The 23,215-nt window shown below is 62.0% G+C and carries 18 protein-coding genes; 12 read left to right on the forward strand and 6 right to left on the reverse strand.

Translation table 11 applies throughout. The features are described 5' to 3' along the window. Positions 1-74: 74 nt before the first annotated feature. The 3 genes from zipA to ACF8Q6_RS01255 all read right to left on the reverse strand — a co-directional run bounded on the left by zipA (position 75) and on the right by ACF8Q6_RS01255 (position 5,325). Positions 75-968 carry a cell division protein ZipA gene (gene zipA / locus ACF8Q6_RS01245; protein WP_003254313.1) on the reverse strand — a complete coding sequence of 298 codons (894 nt, stop codon included), beginning with the start codon at positions 966-968 and terminating at the stop codon, positions 75-77. Positions 969-1,173: 205 nt separating this feature from the next. Continuing rightward, positions 1,174-4,662, reverse strand: coding sequence for a chromosome segregation protein SMC (gene smc, locus ACF8Q6_RS01250; RefSeq protein ID WP_392489701.1), 3,489 nt, complete (start codon positions 4,660-4,662; stop codon positions 1,174-1,176). Between the two features lie 3 nt (positions 4,663-4,665). Then, positions 4,666-5,325: a GntR family transcriptional regulator gene (locus ACF8Q6_RS01255; protein WP_003254317.1), complete on the reverse strand. Its 660-nt coding sequence runs from the start codon at positions 5,323-5,325 to the stop codon at positions 4,666-4,668. 268 nt (positions 5,326-5,593) lie between these two features. Here ACF8Q6_RS01255 and xdhA point away from each other — a divergent pair, with 268 nt between their 5' ends. The 4 genes from xdhA to guaD all read left to right on the forward strand — a co-directional run bounded on the left by xdhA (position 5,594) and on the right by guaD (position 11,773). Then, the gene (xdhA, locus tag ACF8Q6_RS01260) at positions 5,594-7,048 is read left to right on the forward strand and encodes a xanthine dehydrogenase small subunit (protein WP_392489702.1); all 1,455 of its coding nucleotides are present in this window, start codon (positions 5,594-5,596) and stop codon (positions 7,046-7,048) included. Then, positions 7,041-9,440, forward strand: a complete 2,400-nt coding sequence (gene xdhB / locus ACF8Q6_RS01265) for a xanthine dehydrogenase molybdopterin binding subunit (RefSeq protein ID WP_012051681.1) — start codon at positions 7,041-7,043, stop codon at positions 9,438-9,440. Before xdhA ends, xdhB begins: the two co-directional genes overlap by 8 nt. A gap of 172 nt (positions 9,441-9,612) precedes the next feature. Continuing rightward, entirely contained in the window at positions 9,613-10,458 is an 846-nt protein-coding gene (gene xdhC, locus ACF8Q6_RS01270; RefSeq protein WP_003254321.1) for a xanthine dehydrogenase accessory protein XdhC, read from the forward strand. A 10-nt stretch (positions 10,459-10,468) separates the two neighbouring features. Next, the gene (gene guaD, locus ACF8Q6_RS01275) at positions 10,469-11,773 is read left to right on the forward strand and encodes a guanine deaminase (RefSeq protein WP_003254322.1); all 1,305 of its coding nucleotides are present in this window, start codon (positions 10,469-10,471) and stop codon (positions 11,771-11,773) included. On the opposite strand, the gene aqpZ is transcribed toward guaD, so the two are convergent. Beyond that, on the reverse strand, positions 11,770-12,468 hold the full coding sequence (gene aqpZ / locus ACF8Q6_RS01280; RefSeq protein ID WP_012051680.1) for an aquaporin Z: 699 nt from the start codon (positions 12,466-12,468) through the stop codon (positions 11,770-11,772). The two genes, guaD and aqpZ, sit on opposite strands and share 4 nt — an antisense overlap. 149 nt (positions 12,469-12,617) lie before the next feature. Next, on the reverse strand, positions 12,618-13,373 hold the full coding sequence (locus tag ACF8Q6_RS01285) for a GntR family transcriptional regulator (protein ID WP_004577063.1): 756 nt from the start codon (positions 13,371-13,373) through the stop codon (positions 12,618-12,620). A 283-nt stretch (positions 13,374-13,656) separates the two neighbouring features. Between ACF8Q6_RS01285 and ACF8Q6_RS01290 the strand changes: the two genes are divergently transcribed. Then, positions 13,657-15,006, forward strand: coding sequence for an NCS2 family permease (locus ACF8Q6_RS01290; protein ID WP_392492566.1), 1,350 nt, complete (start codon positions 13,657-13,659; stop codon positions 15,004-15,006). Positions 15,007-15,314: 308 nt separating this feature from the next. On the opposite strand, the gene uraH is transcribed toward ACF8Q6_RS01290, so the two are convergent. Continuing rightward, the gene (uraH, locus tag ACF8Q6_RS01295) at positions 15,315-15,668 is read right to left on the reverse strand and encodes a hydroxyisourate hydrolase (RefSeq protein WP_003254328.1); all 354 of its coding nucleotides are present in this window, start codon (positions 15,666-15,668) and stop codon (positions 15,315-15,317) included. 399 nt (positions 15,669-16,067) lie between these two features. Between uraH and puuE the strand changes: the two genes are divergently transcribed. The 7 genes from puuE to ACF8Q6_RS01330 all read left to right on the forward strand — a co-directional run bounded on the left by puuE (position 16,068) and on the right by ACF8Q6_RS01330 (position 23,081). Beyond that, positions 16,068-16,994, forward strand: coding sequence for an allantoinase PuuE (puuE, locus tag ACF8Q6_RS01300; protein WP_392492567.1), 927 nt, complete (start codon positions 16,068-16,070; stop codon positions 16,992-16,994). Continuing rightward, a complete protein-coding gene (gene uraD / locus ACF8Q6_RS01305; RefSeq protein WP_010955031.1) occupies positions 16,994-17,509 on the forward strand; it encodes a 2-oxo-4-hydroxy-4-carboxy-5-ureidoimidazoline decarboxylase in 516 nt (171 codons plus the stop codon). Before puuE ends, uraD begins: the two co-directional genes overlap by 1 nt. A 49-nt stretch (positions 17,510-17,558) precedes the next feature. Beyond that, complete coding sequence (locus ACF8Q6_RS01310; protein ID WP_003254333.1) at positions 17,559-18,062, forward strand: ureidoglycolate lyase; 504 nt, start codon at positions 17,559-17,561, stop codon at positions 18,060-18,062. A 44-nt stretch (positions 18,063-18,106) separates the two neighbouring features. After that, positions 18,107-19,435 carry a urate hydroxylase PuuD gene (locus ACF8Q6_RS01315; protein WP_014590201.1) on the forward strand — a complete coding sequence of 443 codons (1,329 nt, stop codon included), beginning with the start codon at positions 18,107-18,109 and terminating at the stop codon, positions 19,433-19,435. A gap of 229 nt (positions 19,436-19,664) precedes the next feature. Then, positions 19,665-21,020, forward strand: coding sequence for a nucleobase:cation symporter-2 family protein (locus ACF8Q6_RS01320; RefSeq protein WP_003254336.1), 1,356 nt, complete (start codon positions 19,665-19,667; stop codon positions 21,018-21,020). A 140-nt stretch (positions 21,021-21,160) separates the two neighbouring features. Further along, positions 21,161-21,946 (forward strand): outer membrane protein OmpK, encoded by a 786-nt coding sequence (locus tag ACF8Q6_RS01325; RefSeq protein ID WP_003254337.1) that lies wholly within the window; start codon positions 21,161-21,163, stop codon positions 21,944-21,946. Positions 21,947-22,298: 352 nt separating this feature from the next. Next, complete coding sequence (locus ACF8Q6_RS01330) at positions 22,299-23,081, forward strand: outer membrane protein OmpK (RefSeq protein WP_012051676.1); 783 nt, start codon at positions 22,299-22,301, stop codon at positions 23,079-23,081. Positions 23,082-23,215 lie beyond the last annotated feature (134 nt).

The following is a 23,215-nucleotide window of genomic DNA, read 5'->3' on the forward strand; positions in this document are numbered from 1 at the left end:
AAGAGGCCGGCACAGGCAACGACGATACCCGAACCGGCCAGCACGCCCTCAGGCTGCTCTTTCGTCTGGATCTGTCAGCGTTTCTGGGTCAGCGCGCGGCGCTCGAACTCGACGATACGCTGGCGGTAGTGCTCGATGGTCTGGGCAGTCAGCACGCTGCGCTGGTCATCCTTGAGCTCACCGTTCAGTTCATGGGCCAGCTTGCGTGCCGCGGCAACCATCACGTCGAAAGCCTGCTTCGGATGACGCGGGCCCGGCAAGCCGAGGAAGAAGCTCACCGCGCGAGTGCTGAAGTGATCGATGTCGTCCAGGTCGAACACGCCGGGCTTGACTGCGTTGGCCATCGAGAACAGCACCTCGCCGTGACCGGCCATGCTCTCGTGGCGGTGGAAGATGTCCATTTCGCCGAAGCGCAAGCCGCTTTCCAGGATGTTCTGCAGCAGCGCCGGGCCCTTGAAGCCACCCTCGTCGCGGGAGATCACGCTGATGACCAGCACCTCTTCGGCGGGTGGCAACTCCTTGACGCTGCTGCTGGCAGGCGCTGCGCCGCTGCTACGGTTGTTGTCGGCGGCAAAGTCGTCATCGCTGTCGGCAAACAGGTCGGGCTCGCGCTGCTCGGCGCTCAGGTTCAGGTCACCCTGCTGCACATCGGCAGCCGCACTGGCACGCTTGCCGCGCTTGCTGGCCTTGACCGGCTTGGGCTCACGCTCGCGATCACGCGCAGACGCGCTGAGCGACGGCAGGTCGCTTTCGTCCAGCTCAGGCTCCTTGTGGGTATCGAGCACGCGCGACGGGCCGAGTACCTCGGCACTGCCACCCTCTTCGTCCGGTAGGTTGGAATAACTGCGATCCAGACGGAATTTCAACTTGCCTTTCCCGCCGCGCATGCGGCGCCAGCCGTCGAAAAGAATCCCGGCGATAACAATGATGCCGATGAGGATCAGCCACTCGCGCAGACCGATTTCCATGTAATCCCGTGCCTCTATAAAAATATGCTTGAAAACAAAGGGTTCAAAGCCCTTTAACACGTGGCGCCAACTCTATGTTCTGACAGGCGTTTTACCCACGCAAAAAACGAGTGACATTAAGCTAGCACGACCAAAGACAACTTTACACCGTCTGTCGCACACGGCGGGGGCATTTCGCTGCAGAATGTGCCCCTATCGTCGTGCATCAAGCGTCGACCATGGCCATGGCCGCCTCCACATCAACTGCAACAAGGCGTGAACAACCCGGCTCATGCATGGTCACCCCCATCAATTGGTCCGCCATCTCCATGGCAATCTTGTTATGGGTGATGTAGATGAACTGCACGCTTTCACTCATTTCCTTGACCAGACGCGCGTAGCGCCCGACGTTGGCATCGTCCAGCGGTGCATCGACCTCGTCGAGCATGCAGAACGGTGCGGGGTTCAACTTGAAGATGGCAAACACCAGCGCCAAAGCGGTCAGTGCCTTCTCGCCGCCGGACAGCAGATGGATGGTGCTGTTCTTCTTGCCCGGCGGTCGCGCCATGATCGTTACCCCTGTATCGAGTAGATCTTCGCCCGTCAGTTCCAGATAAGCGCTGCCACCACCGAAAACTTTTGGGAAAAGTGCCTGTAATCCGGCATTTATCTGATCAAAGGTATCCTTGAAGCGGTTGCGGGTTTCCTTGTCGATTTTGCGGATGACGTTTTCGAGGGTCTCCAGCGCTTCGACCAGGTCGGCGTCCTGAGCGTCCAGGTATCGTTTGCGCTCGGACTGCTGCTCGTATTCTTCGATGGCCGCCAGGTTGATCGCCCCCAGGCGCTGGATGCGTGCCTCAAGCTGCTCCAGTTCCTGTTCGGTACCCTGCTCGCTGGCCTCGGTTTCCAGGGTGGCGAGCACACCTTGCAGGTCATAGCCGTCGGCCAGCAACTGCTCTTGCAGGGTCTTGCGCCGCACATCCAGGCCCTGGCACTCCAGGCGCAGCTGCTCCAGTTGACCACGCAGCAGCTGGGCCTGCTGCTCGGCCTGGGTGCGGCGTTTTTCGGCATCGCGCAGTTCGCGGTCAGCTTCGTCCATGTGCAGGCGAGCCAGGCGCATTTCCTCGTCGACGCTCATGCGCCGCTCCAGCAGCTCCTCCAGCTTCAGGCGCAGTTCTTCCTGCGGGGCTTCACCCTCCTCCAGGTTCAGGCTCAGTTGTTCCTGGCGCTCGGTCAGGCGCGCAGCTTGCTGCTCCAGACGCTCCAGCGCCTGGCGGGTGGAGTCGTGCTGGGCACGCAACGACCCCAGGCGCACCGCCAGCTGGTGAGCGTGGTCCTTGTGCTGGCGGGCCTCCTGACGCACCCGGTCAAGGCTTTCGCGCAGGGTGTCGCGGCGGGCCATCAACTGTTCGCGCTGCTCGGTGTCCTGGGCCATGAGCTCCAAAGCCTCTTGCAGCAGCAGGCGCGCTTCGCCCAGTTGCTCGTGTTCCAGGGCGCGCTGTTCTTCCAGCTCGCTCAGCTCTTCGTGCAAGCGGCGGCGGCGCAACTCGACCTGCTCGGCGCGCGCGCGGCTGGCCGAAAGACTGGCCTTCAGCTCGCCGTGCAGGCGGTTTTCATCCTGGGTGCGGCGGCGCAACTGTTCGCGCTGCTCCTCCAGGTCCAATTGCTGCTCGCGCAGGGCCTGCAACTGTTGATCGAGCTGTTCCAGCGCCGCTTCCTGTTCCAGTTGTTCCTGGCCCAGGCGTTCGATTTCCTGGCCACGCGCCAGCACGCCGCCTTCGGCCTCGCCACCTCGGCGTACCCGCAGGAAGTGCCGGCCGACCCAGTAGCCATCGCGACTGACCAGGCTCTGCCCTTCGCCGAGCGACGCGCGCTGCTCCAGTGCCTGGGCCAGGTCTTCCACAGGCCTGACCTGGCCCAGCCAGGGCGCCAGGTCGATACGGCCCTCGACCTTCTCCAGCAAGCTGCCGGGCAACGTCGCCCCCGCGCCGACGGCCAGCAGCAAGCGCAGCTCACCCTGTTCCAGGCCCGCAAAATCGAGGTCGTTGAAATCGTCCACCAGCACAGCCTGCAGATCGGCGCCAAGTACCGTCTCTACCGCCAGCTCCCAACCCGGCTCCACCCGCAAGCCTTCGGCCAGCCGCGGCTGTTGCTCCAGCCCTTGGCCGTGCAGCCATTGCGCAGCACCCGCGCCCGGCTCCAGGGCGGCCTGCTGCAAGGCTTCAAGCGAGGCCAGGCGCCCGCCCAGACGCTGCAGGTCACCCTGTGCCTGCTGTTGCGCCTGGGTGGCCTGCTGCATTTGCTCGCGCGCGCTTTCCAGGCGCTCGATCACCTGCTCTTCGCAGAGCTGCAGTTCCTCCAGCAGCATTTCGCTGCTGGCCAATTCCTCGGCCAGTTCGAACATGGCGGCATCCTGCGGGTCGCTGCCCAGTTGCTCGCGCTCCTCGACCAACTTGCGCTGGCGCTCGGCCTGGCGCTCAAGGCTGGTTTCCAGCTGCTGCAGGCGCGCCTGCTGCACTTCGGCCTGGCGGCGCGGTTCGGCGGAGCGGCTGTTGAAGCTGTCCCACTGCTCCTGCCAGCCGTGCATGCCCAGCTCGGCCTCTTCAAGCGCGGCAGCGGCTTCCTCGGCAGCAGCCAGGGTCATTTCCTGCTCGGGTTCGAGCATGGCCAGCTCTTCGCTCAGTGTTGCCAGCAAGGTACGGTCGTGCCCCAGGTGCGATTCGGTTTCCAGGCGTGTGCGCTCGGCTTCCTTGAAGTCGTCCTGCAACTGGCGCAGGCGCTGCTGGCCATGCTGAATGCTCTGCTCGACCCGGGCGATGTCACCGGCCACCGAATAGAAACGGCCCTGCACCTGGTTGAAGCGTTCGGACAGTTCGTGATGACCGTCGCGCAGGCGTTCGATACTGGCATCGGCATTGCGCTGCTCGGCCACCAGTGCCTCGTGAGAAACGCCCTGATCGCCGATCACCGATTCGCGCTGGCGGACTTGTTCGTCCAGGTCTCGCCAGCGCAAGGCAGACAGGCGCGCTTTCATCTGGCGCTCCTGAGCCTTGTACTCACGGTACTTCTCGGCGGCCTGGGCCTGGCGATGCAGACGCTCCAGCTGGCGCTCGAGCTCTTCGCGCAGGTCGGTCAGGCGCGCCAGGTTTTCCTGGGTGCGGCGGATGCGGTTCTCGGTTTCGCGGCGGCGCTCCTTGTATTTGGAAATGCCCGCCGCTTCCTCGATGAAGTTGCGCAGCTCCTCGGGCTTGGCCTCGATCAGCTTGGAGATCATGCCCTGCTCGATGATCGAGTAGCTGCGCGGCCCCAGACCCGTCCCGAGGAAAATATCCGTGATGTCACGCCGGCGGCACTTGGTGCCGTTGAGGTAATAGCTGTTCTGCCCGTCGCGGGTAACCTTGCGGCGGATCGAAATCTCGGCGTAGGCGGCATACTCGCCGACCAGGGTGGTTTCGCTGTTGTCGAACACCAGTTCGATACTGGCCTGGCTGACCGGCTTGCGGCCACTGGAGCCGTTGAAGATGACGTCGGTCATCGACTCGCCGCGCAGGTTTTTCGCCGAACTCTCGCCCATCACCCAACGCACCGCGTCGATGATATTGGACTTGCCGCAGCCGTTTGGGCCGACCACGGCCGCCATGTTGCTGGGAAAGTTGACTGTGGTCGGGTCGACGAACGACTTGAACCCGGCCAGGCGAATGCACTTCAGGCGCATCGGTCAGCCTCTGGCCAGTGCCGCCAGCACCAGTTCGCAGCTGCGCTGGCCATAGGCGGTGAGCACCTCGCGAATGCGCGGCAGGTCGCGGGAGACCACGGCTTCGAGCAGGCGGGCGAACAGGTCGAGATAGTCGATCATGTTGGCCTGGCGCTGGTCCAGCGACAGGTAATAGGCACGGCTCATGGCCGGCTGCAGGTTTTCCACGGTTTCCTGCAGGAACGGGTTGTCGGCGAACGGATAGGCCGCACGCATGACCGCAAAACTGTCGGCGACGAAGGTCTTGATATCGAGCTGGTCATGGGCACGCTGCAGCCGCTGCTGGATCTCCAGAAACGGGCGCAGGTCGGCTTCGGTGCGCCATTTTTGCGCAACCGCGTTGCCCAGCAGGATGTAGAACTCGCCCATCAGCGAGCACAGGCTACGAACGCTGCGTTCGTCCAGTTCGGTGACATGGGCACCACGCCGCGGCAGGATCGCCACCAGATGGCGGCGTTCGAGGATCAGCAGTGCTTCGCGCACCGAGCCGCGGCTGACGTTGAGCGCCTGGGTAACCTTCTGCTCCTGAATACGTTCGCCTGGCGCCAGCTCGCCGCGGATGATGCGTTCGGCCAGGTAATCGGCAATCTGCTCGGAGAGGCTGTCCGGGGCCTTGAACGTCATGGTTTTCCTTCAAAATCATTGAACTGGGCACAAGGGGCGAATTGTAGCGTACTTGGGCGGTAATCGCGCAGAGGGGCCAGGTGGTTTATTTGACCTTTCAGACAGCCACGCGCCCGGCGCGATCTATGCTTGGAATAGAGGCAGTGTGTGCGGCTGGGCATGGACATGTGCATTTTCTTGACCCTTGAGTCAGAAAAATATTGACCTGCTAGACAGGTCTTGCTTAGAGTCCGCCCAACAACAATAAAACCATTGCGAGGCCATCCCCGTGATCCAGTTTCTCGTCAACCAGGAGCTGCGTAGTGAGCACGCCCTGGACCCTAACATGACAGTGCTGCAGTACCTGCGCGAGCACCTGGGCAAACCCGGCACCAAGGAGGGCTGCGCCAGTGGTGACTGCGGTGCGTGCACCGTGGTGGTCGGTGAACTGAGCCAGGACGACCAAGGCAACGACAGCCTGCGCTACCGCAGCCTCAATTCGTGCCTGACCTTTGTGTCGTCGCTGCACGGCAAGCAACTGATCAGCGTCGAGGGGCTCAAGCACCAAGGCCAGCTGCACAGCGTGCAACAGGCCATGGCCGATTGCCATGGGTCGCAGTGCGGCTTCTGCACCCCCGGCTTTGTCATGTCGCTGTTCGCCCTGCAAAAGAACAGCAGCGGCCCTGACCTGCACCAGGCCCAGGAAGCCCTGGCTGGCAACCTGTGCCGCTGCACCGGTTACCGGCCGATCCTCGACGCCGCCGAGCAGAGCTGCCGCCAGCCCTGCCGCGACCAGTTCGATGCCCAGCAGGCGCAAACCATCAGCCGCCTCAAGGCCATTGCCCCGACCCAGACCGGCGAGCTGAACAGCGGCGACAAGCGCTGCCTGGTGCCGCTGACCGTGGCGGATCTGGCCGACCTGTACAGCTCGCACCCTGAAGCGCGACTGCTGGCCGGTGGTACCGACCTGGCGCTGGAAGTCACCCAGTTCCACAAGACCTTGCCCGTGATGATCTACGTCGGCCACGTGGCCGAGCTCAAGCGCATCGAGAAAACCGCCAGCCACCTGGAAATCGGCGCCGCCACCCCGCTCACCGACTGCTATGGCGCGCTTAACGAGGAATATCCCGACTTCGGCGCCCTGCTGCACCGCTTTGCCTCGCTGCAGATACGCAACCAGGGCACCCTCGGCGGCAACATCGGCAACGCCTCGCCAATCGGCGACTCGCCACCCCTGCTGATCGCCCTGGACGCGCAGGTGGTGCTGCGCCAGGGTGAACGCCAACGGGTGATGCCACTGGAAGACTACTTCATCGACTACCGCATCACGGCTCGCCAGGACAGCGAGTTCATCGAGAAAATCATCGTACCGCGCGCCTCCAGTGACTGGGCGTTCCGCGCCTATAAAGTGTCCAAGCGCCTGGACGACGACATCTCCGCCGTGTGCGCAGCCTTCAACCTGAGCATCGAAGACGGTGTGGTCAGCGGTGTGCGGATCGCCTTCGGCGGCATGGCGGCGATTCCCAAGCGCGCCCGTGCCTGCGAGGCAGCGTTGCGCGGCAAGCCGTGGAACCAGGCCGCCATCGAGCGCGCCTGCCAGGCCCTGACCGAGGACTTCACCCCGCTCAGCGACTTCCGCGCCAGCAAGGAATACCGCCTGCTGACCGCGCAGAACCTGCTGCGCAAGTATTTCATCGAACAGCAAACGCCGCACATCGAAACCCGGGTGACCGCTTATGTCTAACCATCACGTAGCCAAGAGCCAGGCCGAGATGGCCGAACTGTTCAGCCAGGACCTGACCACCGGGGTCGGCCGCAGCGTCAAGCACGACAGCGCCGACAAGCATGTATCCGGCGAGGCTGTGTACATCGACGATCGCCTGGAGTTCCCCAACCAGTTGCACGTCTATGCCCGCACCGCCGACCGCGCCCATGCGCGTATCCTGCGCATCGACACCACGCCGTGCTATGCCTTCGAGGGTGTGCGCATTGCCATCACCCACGAAGACATCCCCGGCCTGAAAGACATCGGCCCGGTAGTGGCCGGCGACCCATTGCTGGCCATCGACAAGGTCGAGTTCTTCGGCCAGCCGGTGCTTGCCGTTGCAGCCCGGGATCTTGAAACCGCACGCAAAGCGGCCATGGCCGCCATCGTCGAGTACGAAGACCTGGAGCCGGTGCTGGATGTGGTCGATGCGCTGCGCAAGAAGCACTTCGTGCTCGACAGCCACACCCATCAACGTGGCGATTCCGCTGCCGCCCTGGCCAGTGCCCCGCACCGCATCCAGGGTACCCTGCACATCGGCGGCCAGGAGCACTTCTACCTGGAAACGCAGATTTCCTCGGTGATGCCCACCGAAGACGGCGGCATGATCGTCTACTGCTCCACGCAGAACCCCACCGAAGTGCAGAAGCTGGTTGCCGAAGTACTCGATGTGCCGATGAACAAGGTGGTGCTGGACATGCGCCGCATGGGTGGCGGTTTTGGCGGCAAGGAAACCCAGGCCGCCAGCCCGGCGTGCCTGTGCGCGGTGGTCGCGCGCCTGACCGGCCAGCCAACCAAGATGCGTCTGCCGCGGGTCGAAGACATGACCATGACCGGCAAGCGCCACCCGTTCTACGTCGAGTATGACGTGGGCTTCGACGACAACGGCCGGCTGCACGGCATCAATTTCGACCTGGCCGGCAATTGCGGCTATTCGCCCGACCTGTCCGGTTCGATCGTCGACCGTGCCATGTTCCACTCCGACAACGCTTACTACCTGGGCGATGCCACCGTCCACGGCCACCGCTGCAAGACCAATACCGCCTCCAACACCGCCTACCGCGGCTTTGGCGGCCCACAGGGTATGGTCGCCATCGAGCAGGTGATGGACCATATCGCCCGTCATCTGGGCCGTGACCCACTGGACGTGCGCAAGGCCAACTATTACGGCAAGACCGAACGCAACGTCACCCACTACTACCAGACCGTCGAGCACAACATGCTCGAGGAGATGACCGCCGAACTGGAAGCCAGCAGCGACTACGCCGAACGCCGCGAGTCGATCCGCCGCTTCAACGCCAACAGCCCGATCCTGAAGAAAGGCCTGGCACTGACACCGGTCAAGTTCGGCATTTCGTTCACCGCCACCTTCCTCAACCAGGCCGGTGCACTGATCCATATCTACACCGACGGCAGCATTCACCTGAACCACGGCGGCACCGAAATGGGCCAGGGCCTGAACACCAAGGTGGCTCAGGTGGTGGCGCAGATCTTCCAGGTTGATTTCAGCCGCATCCAGATCACTGCCACCAACACCGACAAGGTACCCAACACCTCGCCAACCGCAGCGTCGAGTGGTGCAGACCTGAACGGCAAGGCGGCGCAGAACGCGGCCGAAATCCTCAAGAAACGCCTGACCGAGTTTGCCGCACGGCACTATCAGGTGACCGAGGAAGACGTCGAATTCCGCAACGGCCATGTGCGGGTGCGCGACCAGATCGTCAGCTTCGAGCAACTGGTGCAGCAGGCTTACTTCGCTCAGGTGTCACTGTCCAGCACCGGGTTCTACCGCACGCCGAAAATCTTCTACGACCGCAGCCAGGCACGCGGCCGGCCGTTCTACTACTTCGCCTTTGGCGCTGCCTGCGTGGAAGTGATCGTCGATACGCTGACCGGCGAATACAAGATGTTGCGCGCCGACATCCTGCACGACGTGGGCGATTCGCTGAACCCTGCGATCGACATCGGCCAAGTGGAAGGCGGTTTCATCCAGGGCATGGGCTGGCTGACTACCGAAGAGCTGGTGTGGAACGCCAAAGGCAAGCTGATGACCAACGGCCCGGCCAGCTACAAGATCCCGGCCGTGGCCGACATGCCACTGGACTTGCGGGTGAAGCTGGTGGAAAACCGCAAGAACCCGGAAGACACCGTGTTCCACTCCAAAGCCGTGGGCGAACCCCCGTTCATGCTCGGCATCGCTGCCTGGTGTGCAATCAAGGATGCCGTGGCCAGCCTCGCCAACTACCGCGTGCAGCCGCAGGTGGATGCGCCAGCTACGCCTGAGCGAGTGCTGTGGGGCTGCGAGCAGATGCGCAAGGCGGTGGCTGCCACTCAGTCCGCAGAACCGGAGCTGGAAACCGTCACCCAGTAACGCCGCGCTCCGCTTTTTCTGTGGGAGCGGCCTTGTGTCGCGAAAGGGCTGCGCAGCAGCCCCAAATATGTATGTTGCTTTAAATATTCTGGGGCCGCTTCGCGCCCCTATCGCGACACAAGGCCGCTCCCACAAAGAAGCGGACCGCGTTGACCTGAAGAGGATCTGCATCATGCACCAATGGATCAACGCCCTCGCCGACCACCAGTCCCGTGGCGAAGCGTGCGTGCTGGTGACCATCATCGAGGAACGCGGCTCGACCCCGCGCAATGCCGGCTCGAAGATGGTGGTCAGCGCCAGCGGTCTGTTCGACACCATCGGCGGCGGCCACCTGGAATACAAGGCGCTGCACATCGCCCGGCAAATGCTCGAAGCGCAGCGCACCACGCCGCACCTTGAGCGCTTCAGCCTCGGCGCCAGCCTGGGCCAGTGCTGCGGCGGCGTGACCGTGCTGCTGTTCGAACCCATGGCCGCCGTGCAGGCTCAGATCGCCGTGTTCGGCGCGGGCCATGTCGGCAGGGCTCTGGTACCCTTGCTCGCGGCGCTCCCCTGCCGGGTGCGCTGGATCGACTCGCGTGAACAGGAATTCCCCGAGCTCATCCCCAACGGGGTGACCAAAGTGGTCAGTGAAGAGCCGGTCGACGAAGTCGCAGACCTGCCACCCGGCAGCTACTGCATCGTCATGACCCACAACCACCAGCTCGACCTGGAACTGACTGCCGCCATTCTCAAGCGCAACGATTTCACCTGGTTCGGCCTGATCGGCTCGAAGACCAAACGGGTCAAGTTCGAGCACCGCCTGCGCGAGCGAGGCTTCGACGAGGCCGTCATGGCCCGCATGCGCTGCCCGATGGGCCTGGCCGAGGTCAAGGGCAAGCTGCCCATCGAGATCGCCGTGTCCATCGCCGGTGAAATCATTGCCACTTACAACGCCTGCTTCGGCCAGCATGACGCTGCCGCCAATGCCGGCCCCATCGCCCAGTTGCTGCCGCCCTCCCGGCGCAGCCAAGCCATTTGACGAGTGTGTTATGACCGTTACCCGCAAAGCCTACCGTGCCGCCATCCTGCACAGCATTGCCGACCCGGCCGAGGTGGGCCTGGAGGCTTCCCATGAATACTACGAAGACGGCCTGCTGGTGGTCGACGATGGCCGCATCAGCGCCGTTGGGCACGCCAGTGAACTGCTGCCGACGCTGGATGCCGGCATCCCGGTCGAGCACTACCAGGACGCGCTGATCACCCCGGGCTTCATCGATACCCACATCCACTTCCCGCAGACCGGCATGATCGGCTCGTACGGCGAGCAGTTGCTGGACTGGCTGAACACCTACACCTTCCCATGCGAAAAGCAGTTCGCCGACAAAGGCCACGCCGACCAGGTGGCGAAGATCTTCCTCAAGGAACTGCTGCGCAACGGCACCACCACTGCGCTGGTATTCGGCAGCGTGCACCCGGAATCGGTCAACGCCCTGTTCGAAGAGGCCGAGCGCCTGGACCTGCGCCTGATCGCCGGCAAAGTGATGATGGACCGCAATGCCCCAGACTACCTGACCGACACCGCCGAGTCCGGCTATGCCGAAAGCAAGGCACTGATCGAGCGCTGGCACGGCAAAGGCCGCCTGCACTATGCAGTCACCCCGCGTTTCGCCCCGACCAGCACGCCGCAACAGTTGACCCTGGCCGGCCAATTGCTCAAGGAGCACCCGGGCGTGTACATGCACACGCACCTGTCGGAAAACCTCAAGGAAATCGACTGGGTCAAGTCGCTGTTCCCCGAGCAGAAGGGTTACCTGGACGTCTACGACCACTTCGAGCTGCTGGGCGAGCGCTCGGTGTTCGCCCACGGCGTGCACCTGTGCGACGACGAGTGCCAGCGCCTGGCCGAAACCGGCTCGGCCGTGGCCTTCTGCCCCACCTCCAACCTGTTCCTCGGCAGTGGCCTGTTCAATCTGCCCCAGGCCGAGCGGTTCAAGGTCAACGTGGGCCTGGGTACCGACGTTGGCGCCGGCACCAGCTTCTCTCTGCTGAACACGCTGAACGAGGCATACAAGGTGATGCAGCTGCAAGGCGCGCGCCTGCACCCGTACAAATCGCTGTACCTGGCTACCCTCGGCGGCGCCCGCGCACTACGCCTGGACGACCGTATCGGCAGCCTGCGCCCGGGTAACGATGCCGACTTCGTGGTGCTGGACTACAAGGCCACGCCACTGCTGGACTATCGCATCCAGCAGTCCAACAGCATCGAAGAAACCTTGTTCGTGCTCACCACCCTGGGCGATGACCGTACCGTGCGTGAAACCTACGCCGCCGGGCGCTGCGTGCACCAGCGCTAAGGTTCTTTCGCCAGGCCCCGATACAGCGCGCCGCCGATTGCAGCACCGATCAGCGGCGCCACCCAGAACAGCCACAGCTGCTGCAGGGCCCAGCCACCGACGAACAAGGCCGGCCCCGTGCTACGCGCGGGGTTGACCGAGGTATTGGTCACCGGGATCGAGATCAGGTGGATCAGGGTCAGGGCCAGGCCGATGGCGATCGGTGCAAAACCTGCCGGTGCGCGGGCGTCGGTCGCCCCCATGATGACCACCAGGAACATCGCCGTCATCACCACTTCACTGACAAAACCCGCACCCAGCGTATAGCCACCAGGCGAATGGTCGGCGTAGCCGTTTGAAGCCAACCCCGAAGACAGCTCGAACCCGGCCTTGCCGCTGGCAATGAGGTAGATCACCCCGGCCGCCAGGATGGCACCGATCACCTGGGCGATCACATAAGGCAGCAGCTCTTTGGCCGGGAAGCGCCCGCCGACCACCAGCCCGAACGACACCGCAGGGTTTAGATGGCAACCAGAGATATGGCCGATGGCAAAGGCCATGGTCAGTACGGTGAGGCCGAAGGCGAAGGCGACACCGAGCACACCGATGCCGACGGGGGAACTGGCTGCGAGTACCGCACTGCCACAGCCACCAAGGACCAGCCAGAAGGTGCCGATCAGTTCGGCACCCATGCGTTTACCGAGGGACATGCTCATGAATCCATTCCTCAAGAAGTTGAACGCAACGAATGCGCAAGCCCAACTGCTTGATGAAGGTTTGCTCACAAGAATTTAGCAGACCTTTGGGTTATGGCCAGTAGCGGCTGGAGGCTGCCGTGCAGCCCCACGATTACACCGGCAAACGATCAACCCTTGACGGAAACCTTGGGCTTTTTCAATAGATGCGAGAACACCGCATGCAAATCGTCCGAGGCGCTCTCCTCGTCCAGGTTCAGCTTGCTGTCGATGTGGTCCATGTGATGCATCATCAGGCTCACGGCCTGCTCGGCATCGCGCGCCTCGATGGCATCGATGAGTTGCATGTGCTCATCGTAAGAGCAGTGCGAGCGGTTGCCGCTTTCGTACTGGGCAATGATCAGCGAAGTCTGCGATACCAGGCTGCGCTGGAAACTCACCAGCGGTGCATTGCCCGCCGCTTCGGCCAGCTTGAGGTGGAACTCACCGGACAGGCGAATGCCGGCACCCCGGTCACCGCGCGAAAAGCTGTCGCGCTCCTCACGCACCATCTGCCGCAGCTCGTTGAGCTGATCGGGGGTGGCATGCTGCACCGCCAGCTCGGTGATGGCGCGTTCGACCATGCGCCGCGAGAAGAACACCTGGCGCGCCTCTTCTACAGTCGGGCTTGCCACCACCGCGCCGCGGTTCGGCCGCAGCAGCACCACGCTTTCGTGGGCCAGGCGCGACAAGGCGCGGCGGATGATAGTGCGGCTGACGCCAAAGATCTCGCCCAGCGCTTCCTCGCTCAACTTGGTGCCCGGAGCCAGACGCTGCTCGAGGATCGCCTCGAAAATATGCGCGTAGACGATGTCGTCCTGGGTACCGCTGCGGCCGGCCTTGCCGACTCGTGCAGGTTTTTTCAGAGGTTGCAGCTGTTCGTTCATGGGCTCTCGAGGCACGAAGAGAAAGTATGGCGCCATTGTACACAGGCTGAGGCGATTCCGCAGGGGGCGTTTTACCTATATAGCCGTTGTACGACGCATTGCGCACACAAAACATAAAACATTATTTGCTTTATTTGTACACAAAAGCATAATCCACCGAGCAACTTCTTGACCTATGAGTCAACAAAACGGTCAGACGTCTGCCTTCCCCGCGGAGCCGCCAAGTGCATCGCTCAGGAAAACTGGCTCCATAACAACAAGAACGACTTGAGGAGTACTCGCTGTGGAAAGCCGCAAATCCGAAGCCCCTACGCTGGATCTTGCCCCACCGCTCGAAACGAGCTGGCTGGAGCGGATTTTCAAACTCAAGCAACACGGCAGCACTGTCAAAACCGAAATGATCGCTGGGGTGACCACCTTCATCACCATGGCCTACATCATCTTCGTCAACCCCAACATCATGGCCGACGCCGGCATCGACCATGGTGCCGCTTTTGTCGCCACCTGCATCGCCGCCGCGCTGGGCTGCCTGCTGATGGGCCTGTACGCCAACTGGCCGGTGGGCCTGGCGCCGGGCATGGGGCTCAATGCCTTCTTTACCTACACCGTGGTTGGCACCATGGGCTACAACTGGGAAACGGCGCTGGGGGCGGTATTCGTCTCCGGCGTGTTGTTCATGTTCCTGACCTTGTCGAAAGTGCGCGAATGGCTGCTCAACAGCATCCCGGTCAGTCTGCGCCATGCCATGGGGGCCGGCGTCGGATTGTTTCTCGGGCTGATCGGCCTGAAGACCGCAGGCATCATCGTCGACAGCCCCGCCACCCTGATCAAGCTGGGCTCGCTGCATGAGCCGGGGCCGCTGCTGGCGGCCGTGTGCTTCCTGCTGATCGCCATCCTCAGCTACAAGCGGGTATTCGGCGCGATCCTGATCAGCATCATGGGCGTCACCCTGGCGGGCTGGGGCCTGGGCCTGGTCAAGTTTGGCGGGGTGATGTCGATGCCCCCAAGCCTGGCACCGACCTGGATGGCCATGGACGTGGCTGGCGTGTTCAATGTCAGCATGATCAGCGTGGTGCTGGCGTTCCTGTTCGTGCACATGTTCGACACTGCCGGCACGCTGATGGGGGTTGCCCAGCGAGCGAACCTGGTAGCGCCGGACGGGCGTATCGAAGGCCTGTCACGCGCCTTGAAGGCCGACAGTGCTTCCAGCGTATTCGGTGCTGTGGTCGGCGTGCCCCCAGTGACCAGTTATGTGGAGAGTGCCGCAGGTGTCGCCGCAGGTGGCCGTACCGGTTTGACGGCGGTGGTGGTCGGCTTGCTGTTCGTCGCAGCGATGTTCTTCGCCCCGCTGGCGGGGATGATCCCGGCCTACGCGACAGCAGGCGCGCTGATCTACGTGGCAATGCTGATGATGGGCAGCATGGCGCACATCCATTGGGACGAAGCCACCGACAGCATTCCGGCGATTGTCACGGTCATCATGATGCCGCTGACCTTCTCCGTTGCCGATGGTATCGCGCTGGGTTTCATCACCTACGTCGCGTTGAAGGCAGGTACCGGCAAGTACAAGGAAATCTCGGCCAGCCTGTGGGTACTGTGCGCAATCTTCATTGCCAAGTTCGTGTTCCTCTGAGCAAGGGCGCTTGGCTTTAGATTTCCAGTGTTTTCGAAATCGAGCGCCGCACGCGCGGCGCATCGCGAGCAAGGTCGCTCCTACGCTTGTTCCGGCCCATTAATGCCTGCGAGGGACGCGCGAACGCCTTGTTGGGACGCCACGATATGGCGCCCTTGCTCAACATTTGAAAGGCCTGCGCGGTCGCCCGTAGGAGCGGGTTCACCCGCGAAGAGGCCGGCACAGGCCACACAAAAACAGCAGACGAAAAAAAGCCCGCCAGTGTGAGAGCGGGCCAAAGGACCTACGAAGATTCTTCTAGCGACCAACTAGCTTCCACGATAGGTCGAATAGCTGTACGGCGAAATCAGCAGCGGCACATGGTAATGCTCCTGCGACTCGTCGATGCCAAAGCGCAGCACGACAACATCCAGAAACGCCTGGGCCGGCAATTGCACGCCACGGGCGCGGTAGTAATCCCCAGCGCTGAACTGCAACTGGTAAACGCCAGTGCGGTAATCGTCCCCCTGCAACAGCGGCGCGTCGACGCGGCCATCGCTGTTGGTCAGGGCGGTGTTCACCAGCTCCAGTTGCTGGCCTTCGACGCGGTACAGCTCGACCTTGATCGAGCTACCCGGGCAGCCATGCGCGGCATCCAGTACGTGTGTGGTCAAACGTCCCATTGCGTGTCGCCTCTTGTTCAATCTGTGGGCAAAAAATACTCAGCCATCGCACCAGCTTAGCGCCTGCGGCAGGCGGGAATGACGTTATTAAGACATTCCAGCCAAGGATTGTACACAATTTTTTGATCCCTTCTGTCACACCCTCCCTTTGCTGCCCATAAACGACCCATCGGTCGCAAATACACGCACCATAACGATGCCAACCTCATTAGCTGACCAAACAGGCAGGTTTCTTGCACTGTATTTCCAGGTCGCTGCGAGGCGACAAAAGGGAAGAAATGCGGAAAAACAGGCTTACAAAAGATTTCAGAAGTTGTATACAATCAGCCCATCCGGTGGTGCGACATACCGACGCGGCCCGCCCACCCCCCGCACTAACGCACAAGAAGGAAGACTGCAGTGAGCGCTGATTACCCTCGCGACCTGATCGGTTACGGCAACAACCCTCCTCACCCGCAATGGCCGGGCAACGCCCGCATCGCGCTGTCTTTCGTCCTCAATTACGAGGAAGGTGGCGAACGCAACATCCTGCACGGTGACAAGGAATCCGAAGCCTTCCTGTCCGAGATGGTCGCTGCCCAACCCCTGCAGGGCCAGCGCAACATGAGCATGGAGTCGCTGTATGAATACGGCAGCCGTGCCGGTGTATGGCGCCTGCTGAAGCTGTTCAAGGACAGCGGCGTGCCACTCACCATCTTCGCCGTGGCCATGGCCGCCCAGCGCCACCCCGACGTGATCCGCGCCATGGTCGAAGCCGGCCACGAGATCTGCAGCCATGGCTACCGCTGGATCGACTACCAGAACATGGACGAGGCCCAGGAGCGCGAGCACATGCTCGAAGCCATCCGTATCCTCACCGAACTCACCGGCGAGCGCCCGCTGGGCTGGTACACCGGCCGTACCGGCCCGAACACTCGCCGCCTGGTGATGGAGGAAGGTGGTTTCCTCTATGACAGCGACACCTACGACGACGACCTGCCCTACTGGGAGCCGAACAACCCCACCGGCAAGCCGCACCTGGTGATCCCCTACACCCTGGACACCAACGACATGCGCTTCACCCAGGTACAGGGCTTCAACTGCGGCGAGCAGTTCTTCCAGTATCTGAAAGACGCCTTTGATGTGCTGTACGCCGAAGGCGCCGACGCACCGAAAATGCTTTCCATCGGCCTGCACTGCCGCCTGGTCGGCCGCCCGGCACGCCTGGCTGCACTGAAGCGCTTCGTCGATTACGCAAAAAGTCATGACCAGGTCTGGTTCGCCCGTCGCGTGGATATCGCCCGCCACTGGCACGCCACCCACCCGTACAAGAAAGAGAACGCCTGATGACCGCCTTCAATACCCTCAAACCCTCCACCCTGGACCGCGACGCCTTCGTCAAGGCCTTCGCCGACATCTACGAGCACTCGCCGTGGGTTGCCGAAAAAGCCTATGACCTGGGCCAACTGGGCGAGCTGGACGAGATCGAGGCGCTGCACCAGCGCATGAGCGACATCCTGCTCAGCGCCAACCACGCTGACCAGCTGGCGCTGATCAATGCTCACCCGGACCTGGCAGGCAAGGCCGCCATCCAGGGCGAGCTGACCGAATCGAGCACCAACGAACAGGCTGGCGCCGGCATTCACCAGTGCACCGCCGAGGAGTTCGCCCGTTTCACCGAACTGAACGATGCCTATAAAGCCAAGTTTCAGTTCCCGTTCATCATGGCGGTGAAGGGCAGCAACCGGCACCAGATTCTCGCCGCCTTTGAAAAACGCATCCACAACGATGCCGATGCCGAATTCAAGGAAGCCCTGGCGCAGATCAACCTGATCGCCCTGTTCCGCCTGCTGCAGCTGTAAGCAACAGCCGAACCTTATTCAGAAAACGAACAATAGAAGAGATAACCGCATGCGCACCCTGATGATCGAGCCCTTGACCAAAGAAGCCTTCGCCCAGTTCGGAGACGTGATCGAAACCGACGGCAGCGACCACTTCATGATCAACAACGGCTCGACCATGCGCTTTCACAAGCTCGCCACGGTCGAAACCGCCGAGCCTGAAGACAAGGCGATCATCAGCATCTTCCGCGCCGACGCGCAGGACATGCCGCTGACCGTGCGCATGCTGGAACGCCATCCGCTGGGCAGCCAGGCTTTCATCCCGCTGCTCGGCAACCCCTTTCTGATCGTGGTCGCGCCCGTTGGCGATGCACCTGTATCAGGCTTGGTCCGAGCCTTCCGCAGTAATGGCAGGCAGGGCGTTAATTACCATCGCGGCGTCTGGCACCACCCGGTGCTGACGATCGAAAAGCGGGATGATTTCCTGGTGGTTGATCGCAGTGGTTCTGGCAACAACTGCGATGAGCATTACTTCACCGAGGAACAGATGCTGATCCTCAATCCCCACCAATAAGAAAAGGTCAGTCATCTTCTCGGTGACTGGCAGAGGTACATACTGTGGAAGCACACCTTCACGAATGGCTGAACCTGAGCATTCGCTGGGTTCACATGATCACCGGCGTCGCCTGGATCGGTGCATCGTTCTACTTCGTCTGGCTGGAGAACCACCTGAACCGAAGCAACCCGCGCGATGGGTTGTCGGGTGATCTCTGGGCGATTCACGGCGGTGGTATCTACCACCTGGAGAAATACAAGCTCGCCCCCCCGAAAATGCCCGAGAACCTGCACTGGTTCAAATGGGAAGCCTACTTCACCTGGATGTCCGGTATCGCCCTGCTGTGCGTGGTGTTCTACTGGAACCCGACCCTGTACCTGCTGGCACCGGGCAGCACCCTGAGCGGTGCCGAAGGCGTGGCCATCGGTATCGGCTCGCTGATCGCGGGCTGGTTCATCTACGACTTCCTGTGCGACTCGCCCTTGGGCAAGAAGCCAGCGCTGCTCGGTGGTGTGCTGTTCGTGCTGATCATCGCTGCCTGCTGGGGCTTCAGCCTGGTGTTCAGCGGCCGTGGTGCCTACCTGCACACCGGCGCGATCATTGGCACCATCATGGTCGGTAACGTGTTCCGCATCATCATGCCGGCCCAACGCCAGCTGGTGGCGGCGATCGAGAACAACCAGACGCCCGACCCGGTACTGCCGGCCAAGGGCCTGCTGCGCTCGCGTCACAACAACTACTTCACCCTGCCGGTGCTGTTCATCATGATCAGCAACCATTTCCCGAGCACCTACGGTAGCCAGTACAACTGGCTGATCCTGGCCGGTATCGCAGTAGCCGCGGTGCTGATCCGCCACTACTTCAACACCCGCCACGACAGCAACAAGTACGCCTGGACCCTGCCCGTCGGCGCCTTGGCGATGATCTGCCTGGCCTACGTTACCGGCCCGAAACCGATGGCCGTAAGCCCTGAGCAAGCCGCAGCGAAGATCGAGTACCAACCGCTGCCAGCAACTGCGGTAGGTGGCAAGACCGCTGCCGAGCAGCGTGCCGAGGACGCCGCCAAGGCTGCCGAAGCACCCGCCGCACCTGCGCAGGCACCGGCCCAGGCCGCTGCCCAGGCCGGAGGTGGCGACTTCGACAAGATCCACAATGTCATCCAGGAACGCTGCACTGTGTGCCACTCGTCCAAGCCGACCAGCCCACTGTTCAGCACCGCCCCTGCCGGCGTGATGTTCGACACTCCGCAGCAGATCCAGGCCCAGGCCGCGCGCATTCAGGCGCAAGCGGTTGCCAGCCAGATCATGCCGCTGGGCAACATTACCCAGATGACCACCGAAGAGCGCAAGCTCGTCGGCGACTGGATCGCCAAAGGCGCCCAGGTCAACTGACAGCACCTCGCCAGGCAACCCGCCCCCAAGGGAATCACCTTTCCCTGAAGGGGTGGGCTGACCCGCAAATCGGGGGATTGCACATCCCTTGTAGGAGCGGGCTTGCCCGCGAAGAGGCCGGTAGCCCCAGCCTCAAGCTCCATGTGTTACGCAACAAGCAAGCATCGAGCGCGCAGGCATGAAGCCTGCCGCTTGGATCCGAGAATAAAAACAAAACTCGAGGTGCTGCATGTCCGAGTCACGCAAGGCGTATATCCCCATTGCGCCGCCGCGAGAACCCTTGCCCCTGTTCCAACTGTTCCTGGTTGGCCTGCAACACGTTCTGCTGATGTACGGTGGCGCGATCGCCGTGCCGTTGATCATCGGCCAGGCCGCCGGGTTGTCCCGTGAAGAAGTCGCTTTCCTGATCAACGCCGACCTGCTGGTCGCTGGCGTCGCTACCATCATCCAGTCATTCGGTATCGGCCCGGTGGGCATCCGCATGCCGGTGATGATGGGTGCCAGTTTCGCTGCCGTCGGCAGCATGGTGGCCATGGCCGGCATGCCCGGCGTGGGCCTGCAGGGGATCTTCGGCGCGACCATCGCTGCCGGGTTCTTCGGCATGCTGATCGCGCCGTTCATGTCCAAGGTTGTCCGCTTCTTCCCCCCACTGGTCACCGGTACGGTGATCACCTCGATTGGCCTGTCGCTGTTCCCGGTGGCCGTCAACTGGGCCGGTGGCGGCCAAGACGCTCAAACGTTCGGCTCGCCGATCTACCTGCTGGTGGCCGGCCTGGTACTGGCCGTGATCCTGCTGATCAACCGCTTCATGCGCGGTTTCTGGGTCAACGTGTCGGTACTGGTGGGCATGGGTCTTGGCTACATCCTGGCCGGCTCCATCGGCATGGTCGACCTGTCGGGTCTGAATGAAGCACCGTGGTTGCAGGTGGTCACCCCGCTGCACTTTGGCATGCCGACCTTCAGCCTGGCGCCGATCCTGTCCATGTGCCTGGTAGTGGTGATCATCTTCGTCGAGTCCACCGGCATGTTCCTGGCCCTGGGCAAGGTGACCGATCGCGAAGTCACCCCTGGCATGCTGCGTCGCGGCCTGCTGTGCGATGCCGGTGCGTCGTTCATTGCGGGCTTCTTCAACACCTTCACCCACTCCTCGTTCGCCCAGAACATCGGCCTGGTGCAGATGACCGGGGTGCGCTGCCGCTATGTCACCATCGTGGCCGGTGCACTGCTGATCCTGCTCAGCCTGCTGCCCAAGGCGGCCTTCCTGATTGCCTCGATCCCGCCCGCAGTACTGGGCGGCGCGTCCATCGCCATGTTCGGCATGGTCACCGCCACCGGGATCAAGATTCTTCAGGAGGCGGACATCGGCGACCGCCGCAACCAGCTGTTGGTTGCCGTGAGCGTCGGCTTCGGGTTGATCCCCGTGGTGCGTCCGGAGTTCTTTGCCCAGATGCCACAGTGGATGGAACCCATCACCCACAGCGGTATCGCCATGGCCACGGTCTGTGCCCTGGTGTTGAACGTTTTGTTCAACATCCTTGGCGGTGCCGACCGCGCAATGCACAACGACGTCTGTCACCAGCATTGAGCCAAAAGGGGCGGTGCATGACCGCCCCTCATTTACCTCTGCAGTAACCGCTACGCCGTCGACCCGCCGGAATGGGTCGCCCGGGGCGCCTGCGCGCCAAAAAAACCGCCAACAAAAACAATAAGTCCGGGAATCACAACATGAAGCGCATCACCACGTCCCTGTTGTTGGGCAGCAGCCTGCTGGCCACCCTACCCTCGCACGCAGGCGAATGGCTGCAGTGGCACGGCGAAAGCCTGACCTACCTGTACGGCAAGGACTTCAAGGTCAACCCTGATATCCAGCAGACCATCACCTTCGAGCACGCCAACAAATGGAAGTACGGCGACACCTTCATGTTCGTCGACAAGATCTTCTACAACGGCAAGGCCGACCCCGGCAAAGGTGTGACCACCTACTACGGCGAGTTCAGCCCACGCCTGTCATTGGGCAAGATCTTCGACCGCAAGCTTGCCTTCGGTCCGATCAAGGATGTGCTGCTGGCCATGACCTACGAGCGCGGTGAAGGCGACAACGAGGCCTACCTGATCGGCCCCGGCTTTGACTTGAACATCCCCGGCTTCAACTATTTCACCCTCAATTTCTACGTGCGTAACACCGAAGGCAGCCGCCCCGGTGACAACGTCTGGCAGATTACCCCTGGCTGGTCGTACACCCTCCCTGTCGGCCGGTCAGACATTCTGATCGACGGTTACATGGACTGGGTTACCGACAACGACCAGACCCGCCGTGGCACCTATCACGCCAACCTGCACTTCAACCCGCAGGTCAAATACGACCTGGGCAAGGCGCTGAACCTGGGCGCCAAGCAGCTCTACGTCGGCTTTGAATACAGCTACTGGAAAGACAAGTACGGCATTGACAGCCGCGGCAACCTGGACAGCAACCAGAGCGTGGCCAGTGCGCTGATCAAGGTGCACTTCTAGGAAGTTGACCAAACGCACAAGTTTGAATCACCCCGCTCCAGGACGGAGCACTTGAGGCGCGGCGCGCAAGCCAGTAATCTGCGCGCCCCCTCGATCAGGGCAGAACGGATTCTGCCTGCGTTTACTGACCGCTCAGTCAATGAATACGGGCGGTTGGCCAACGTGTTGCCAGCCTGAAAGACCCTTTTCATCCGTTCAGAACGAAGTCGAGCAGGAAGGTTTTGCCAACCCGGAAAAGTTGGCTCGACCCTTGCCAAACAGCTGTGGCCTATCGAAAAAAGCTGACTCAAAAGACAAAAAAGCGCCGGCAACGAGCGCTGACAACAGATCAATCAAGGGAGCGACACTCGCAATGCGTACCATCAACAGCCTGATCCTCGCCGGCGGCCTGCTGGCCTGCGGCACCACCTTCGGCGGCGACCTGCTGCAATGGCAGAACAACAGCCTGACCTACCTGTGGGGCAAGAACTTCAAGGTCAACCCGGCGATTCAGCAAACCGTCACCTTCGAGCACGCCGATGGCTGGAAGTACGGCGACAACTTCATTTTCGTCGACAAGATCTTCTACCAGGGCCAGAAAGACGCCGGCAACGGCCCGAACACCTACTACGGTGAGATCAGCCCACGCCTGTCGTTCGGCAAGATTTTCGACCAGAAGATCGAGTTTGGCCCGGTCAAGGACGTACTGCTGGCGATGACCTACGAGTTTGGCGAGGGTGACACCGAGTCCTACCTGATCGGTCCGGGCTTCGACCTGGCCATCCCGGGCTTCGACTACTTCCAGCTGAACTTCTACAACCGCACCACCGACGGCAGCCGCGCGGGCGACAACGTGTGGCAGATCACCCCGGTGTGGTCGTACACCATTCCGGTCGGTGACTCCGACGTGCTGATCGACGGCTTCATGGACTGGGTGGTGGACAACGACGAGAACCGCCGCGGCACCTACCAGGCCAACCTGCACTTCAACCCGCAGATCAAGTATGACCTGGGCAAGGCGCTGCACCTGGGCGAGAAGCAGTTGTATGTGGGTGTTGAGTACGATTACTGGAAGAACAAGTACGGCATCAAGGACAGCGATGCCTTCACTACCGACCAGAACACCATGAGCTTCTTGGTCAAGGTTCACTTCTGAACGGATCGCTCGGGGCCGCGCTGCGGCCCATTCGCGGGTAAACCCGCTCCTATGTATGTACTCGCCCACACTGTCTAGCTGCTTTTTTGAACATAGGAACCCGGTTGCATCTATGTATCAGGCCTGTTCGAGGA

The organism is Pseudomonas sp. GLN_2, from assembly GCF_043106005.1.
GTDB lineage: Bacteria > Pseudomonadota > Gammaproteobacteria > Pseudomonadales > Pseudomonadaceae > Aquipseudomonas > Aquipseudomonas alloputida.

Coding starts and splice junctions, on each gene's coding strand:
- guaD (WP_003254322.1), top strand. CDS start 10,469: ATGACCGTTACCCGCAAAGCCTACCGTGCCGCCATCCTGCACAGCATT.
- ACF8Q6_RS01325 (WP_003254337.1), top strand. CDS start 21,161: ATGAAGCGCATCACCACGTCCCTGTTGTTGGGCAGCAGCCTGCTGGCC.
- aqpZ (WP_012051680.1), bottom strand. CDS start 12,468: ATGAGCATGTCCCTCGGTAAACGCATGGGTGCCGAACTGATCGGCACC.
- zipA (WP_003254313.1), bottom strand. CDS start 968: ATGGAAATCGGTCTGCGCGAGTGGCTGATCCTCATCGGCATCATTGTT.
- xdhC (WP_003254321.1), top strand. CDS start 9,613: ATGCACCAATGGATCAACGCCCTCGCCGACCACCAGTCCCGTGGCGAA.
- ACF8Q6_RS01310 (WP_003254333.1), top strand. CDS start 17,559: ATGCGCACCCTGATGATCGAGCCCTTGACCAAAGAAGCCTTCGCCCAG.
- ACF8Q6_RS01320 (WP_003254336.1), top strand. CDS start 19,665: ATGTCCGAGTCACGCAAGGCGTATATCCCCATTGCGCCGCCGCGAGAA.
- smc (WP_392489701.1), bottom strand. CDS start 4,662: ATGCGCCTGAAGTGCATTCGCCTGGCCGGGTTCAAGTCGTTCGTCGAC.
- ACF8Q6_RS01285 (WP_004577063.1), bottom strand. CDS start 13,373: ATGAACGAACAGCTGCAACCTCTGAAAAAACCTGCACGAGTCGGCAAG.
- ACF8Q6_RS01255 (WP_003254317.1), bottom strand. CDS start 5,325: ATGACGTTCAAGGCCCCGGACAGCCTCTCCGAGCAGATTGCCGATTAC.
- uraD (WP_010955031.1), top strand. CDS start 16,994: ATGACCGCCTTCAATACCCTCAAACCCTCCACCCTGGACCGCGACGCC.
- uraH (WP_003254328.1), bottom strand. CDS start 15,668: ATGGGACGTTTGACCACACACGTACTGGATGCCGCGCATGGCTGCCCG.
- xdhB (WP_012051681.1), top strand. CDS start 7,041: ATGTCTAACCATCACGTAGCCAAGAGCCAGGCCGAGATGGCCGAACTG.
- ACF8Q6_RS01330 (WP_012051676.1), top strand. CDS start 22,299: ATGCGTACCATCAACAGCCTGATCCTCGCCGGCGGCCTGCTGGCCTGC.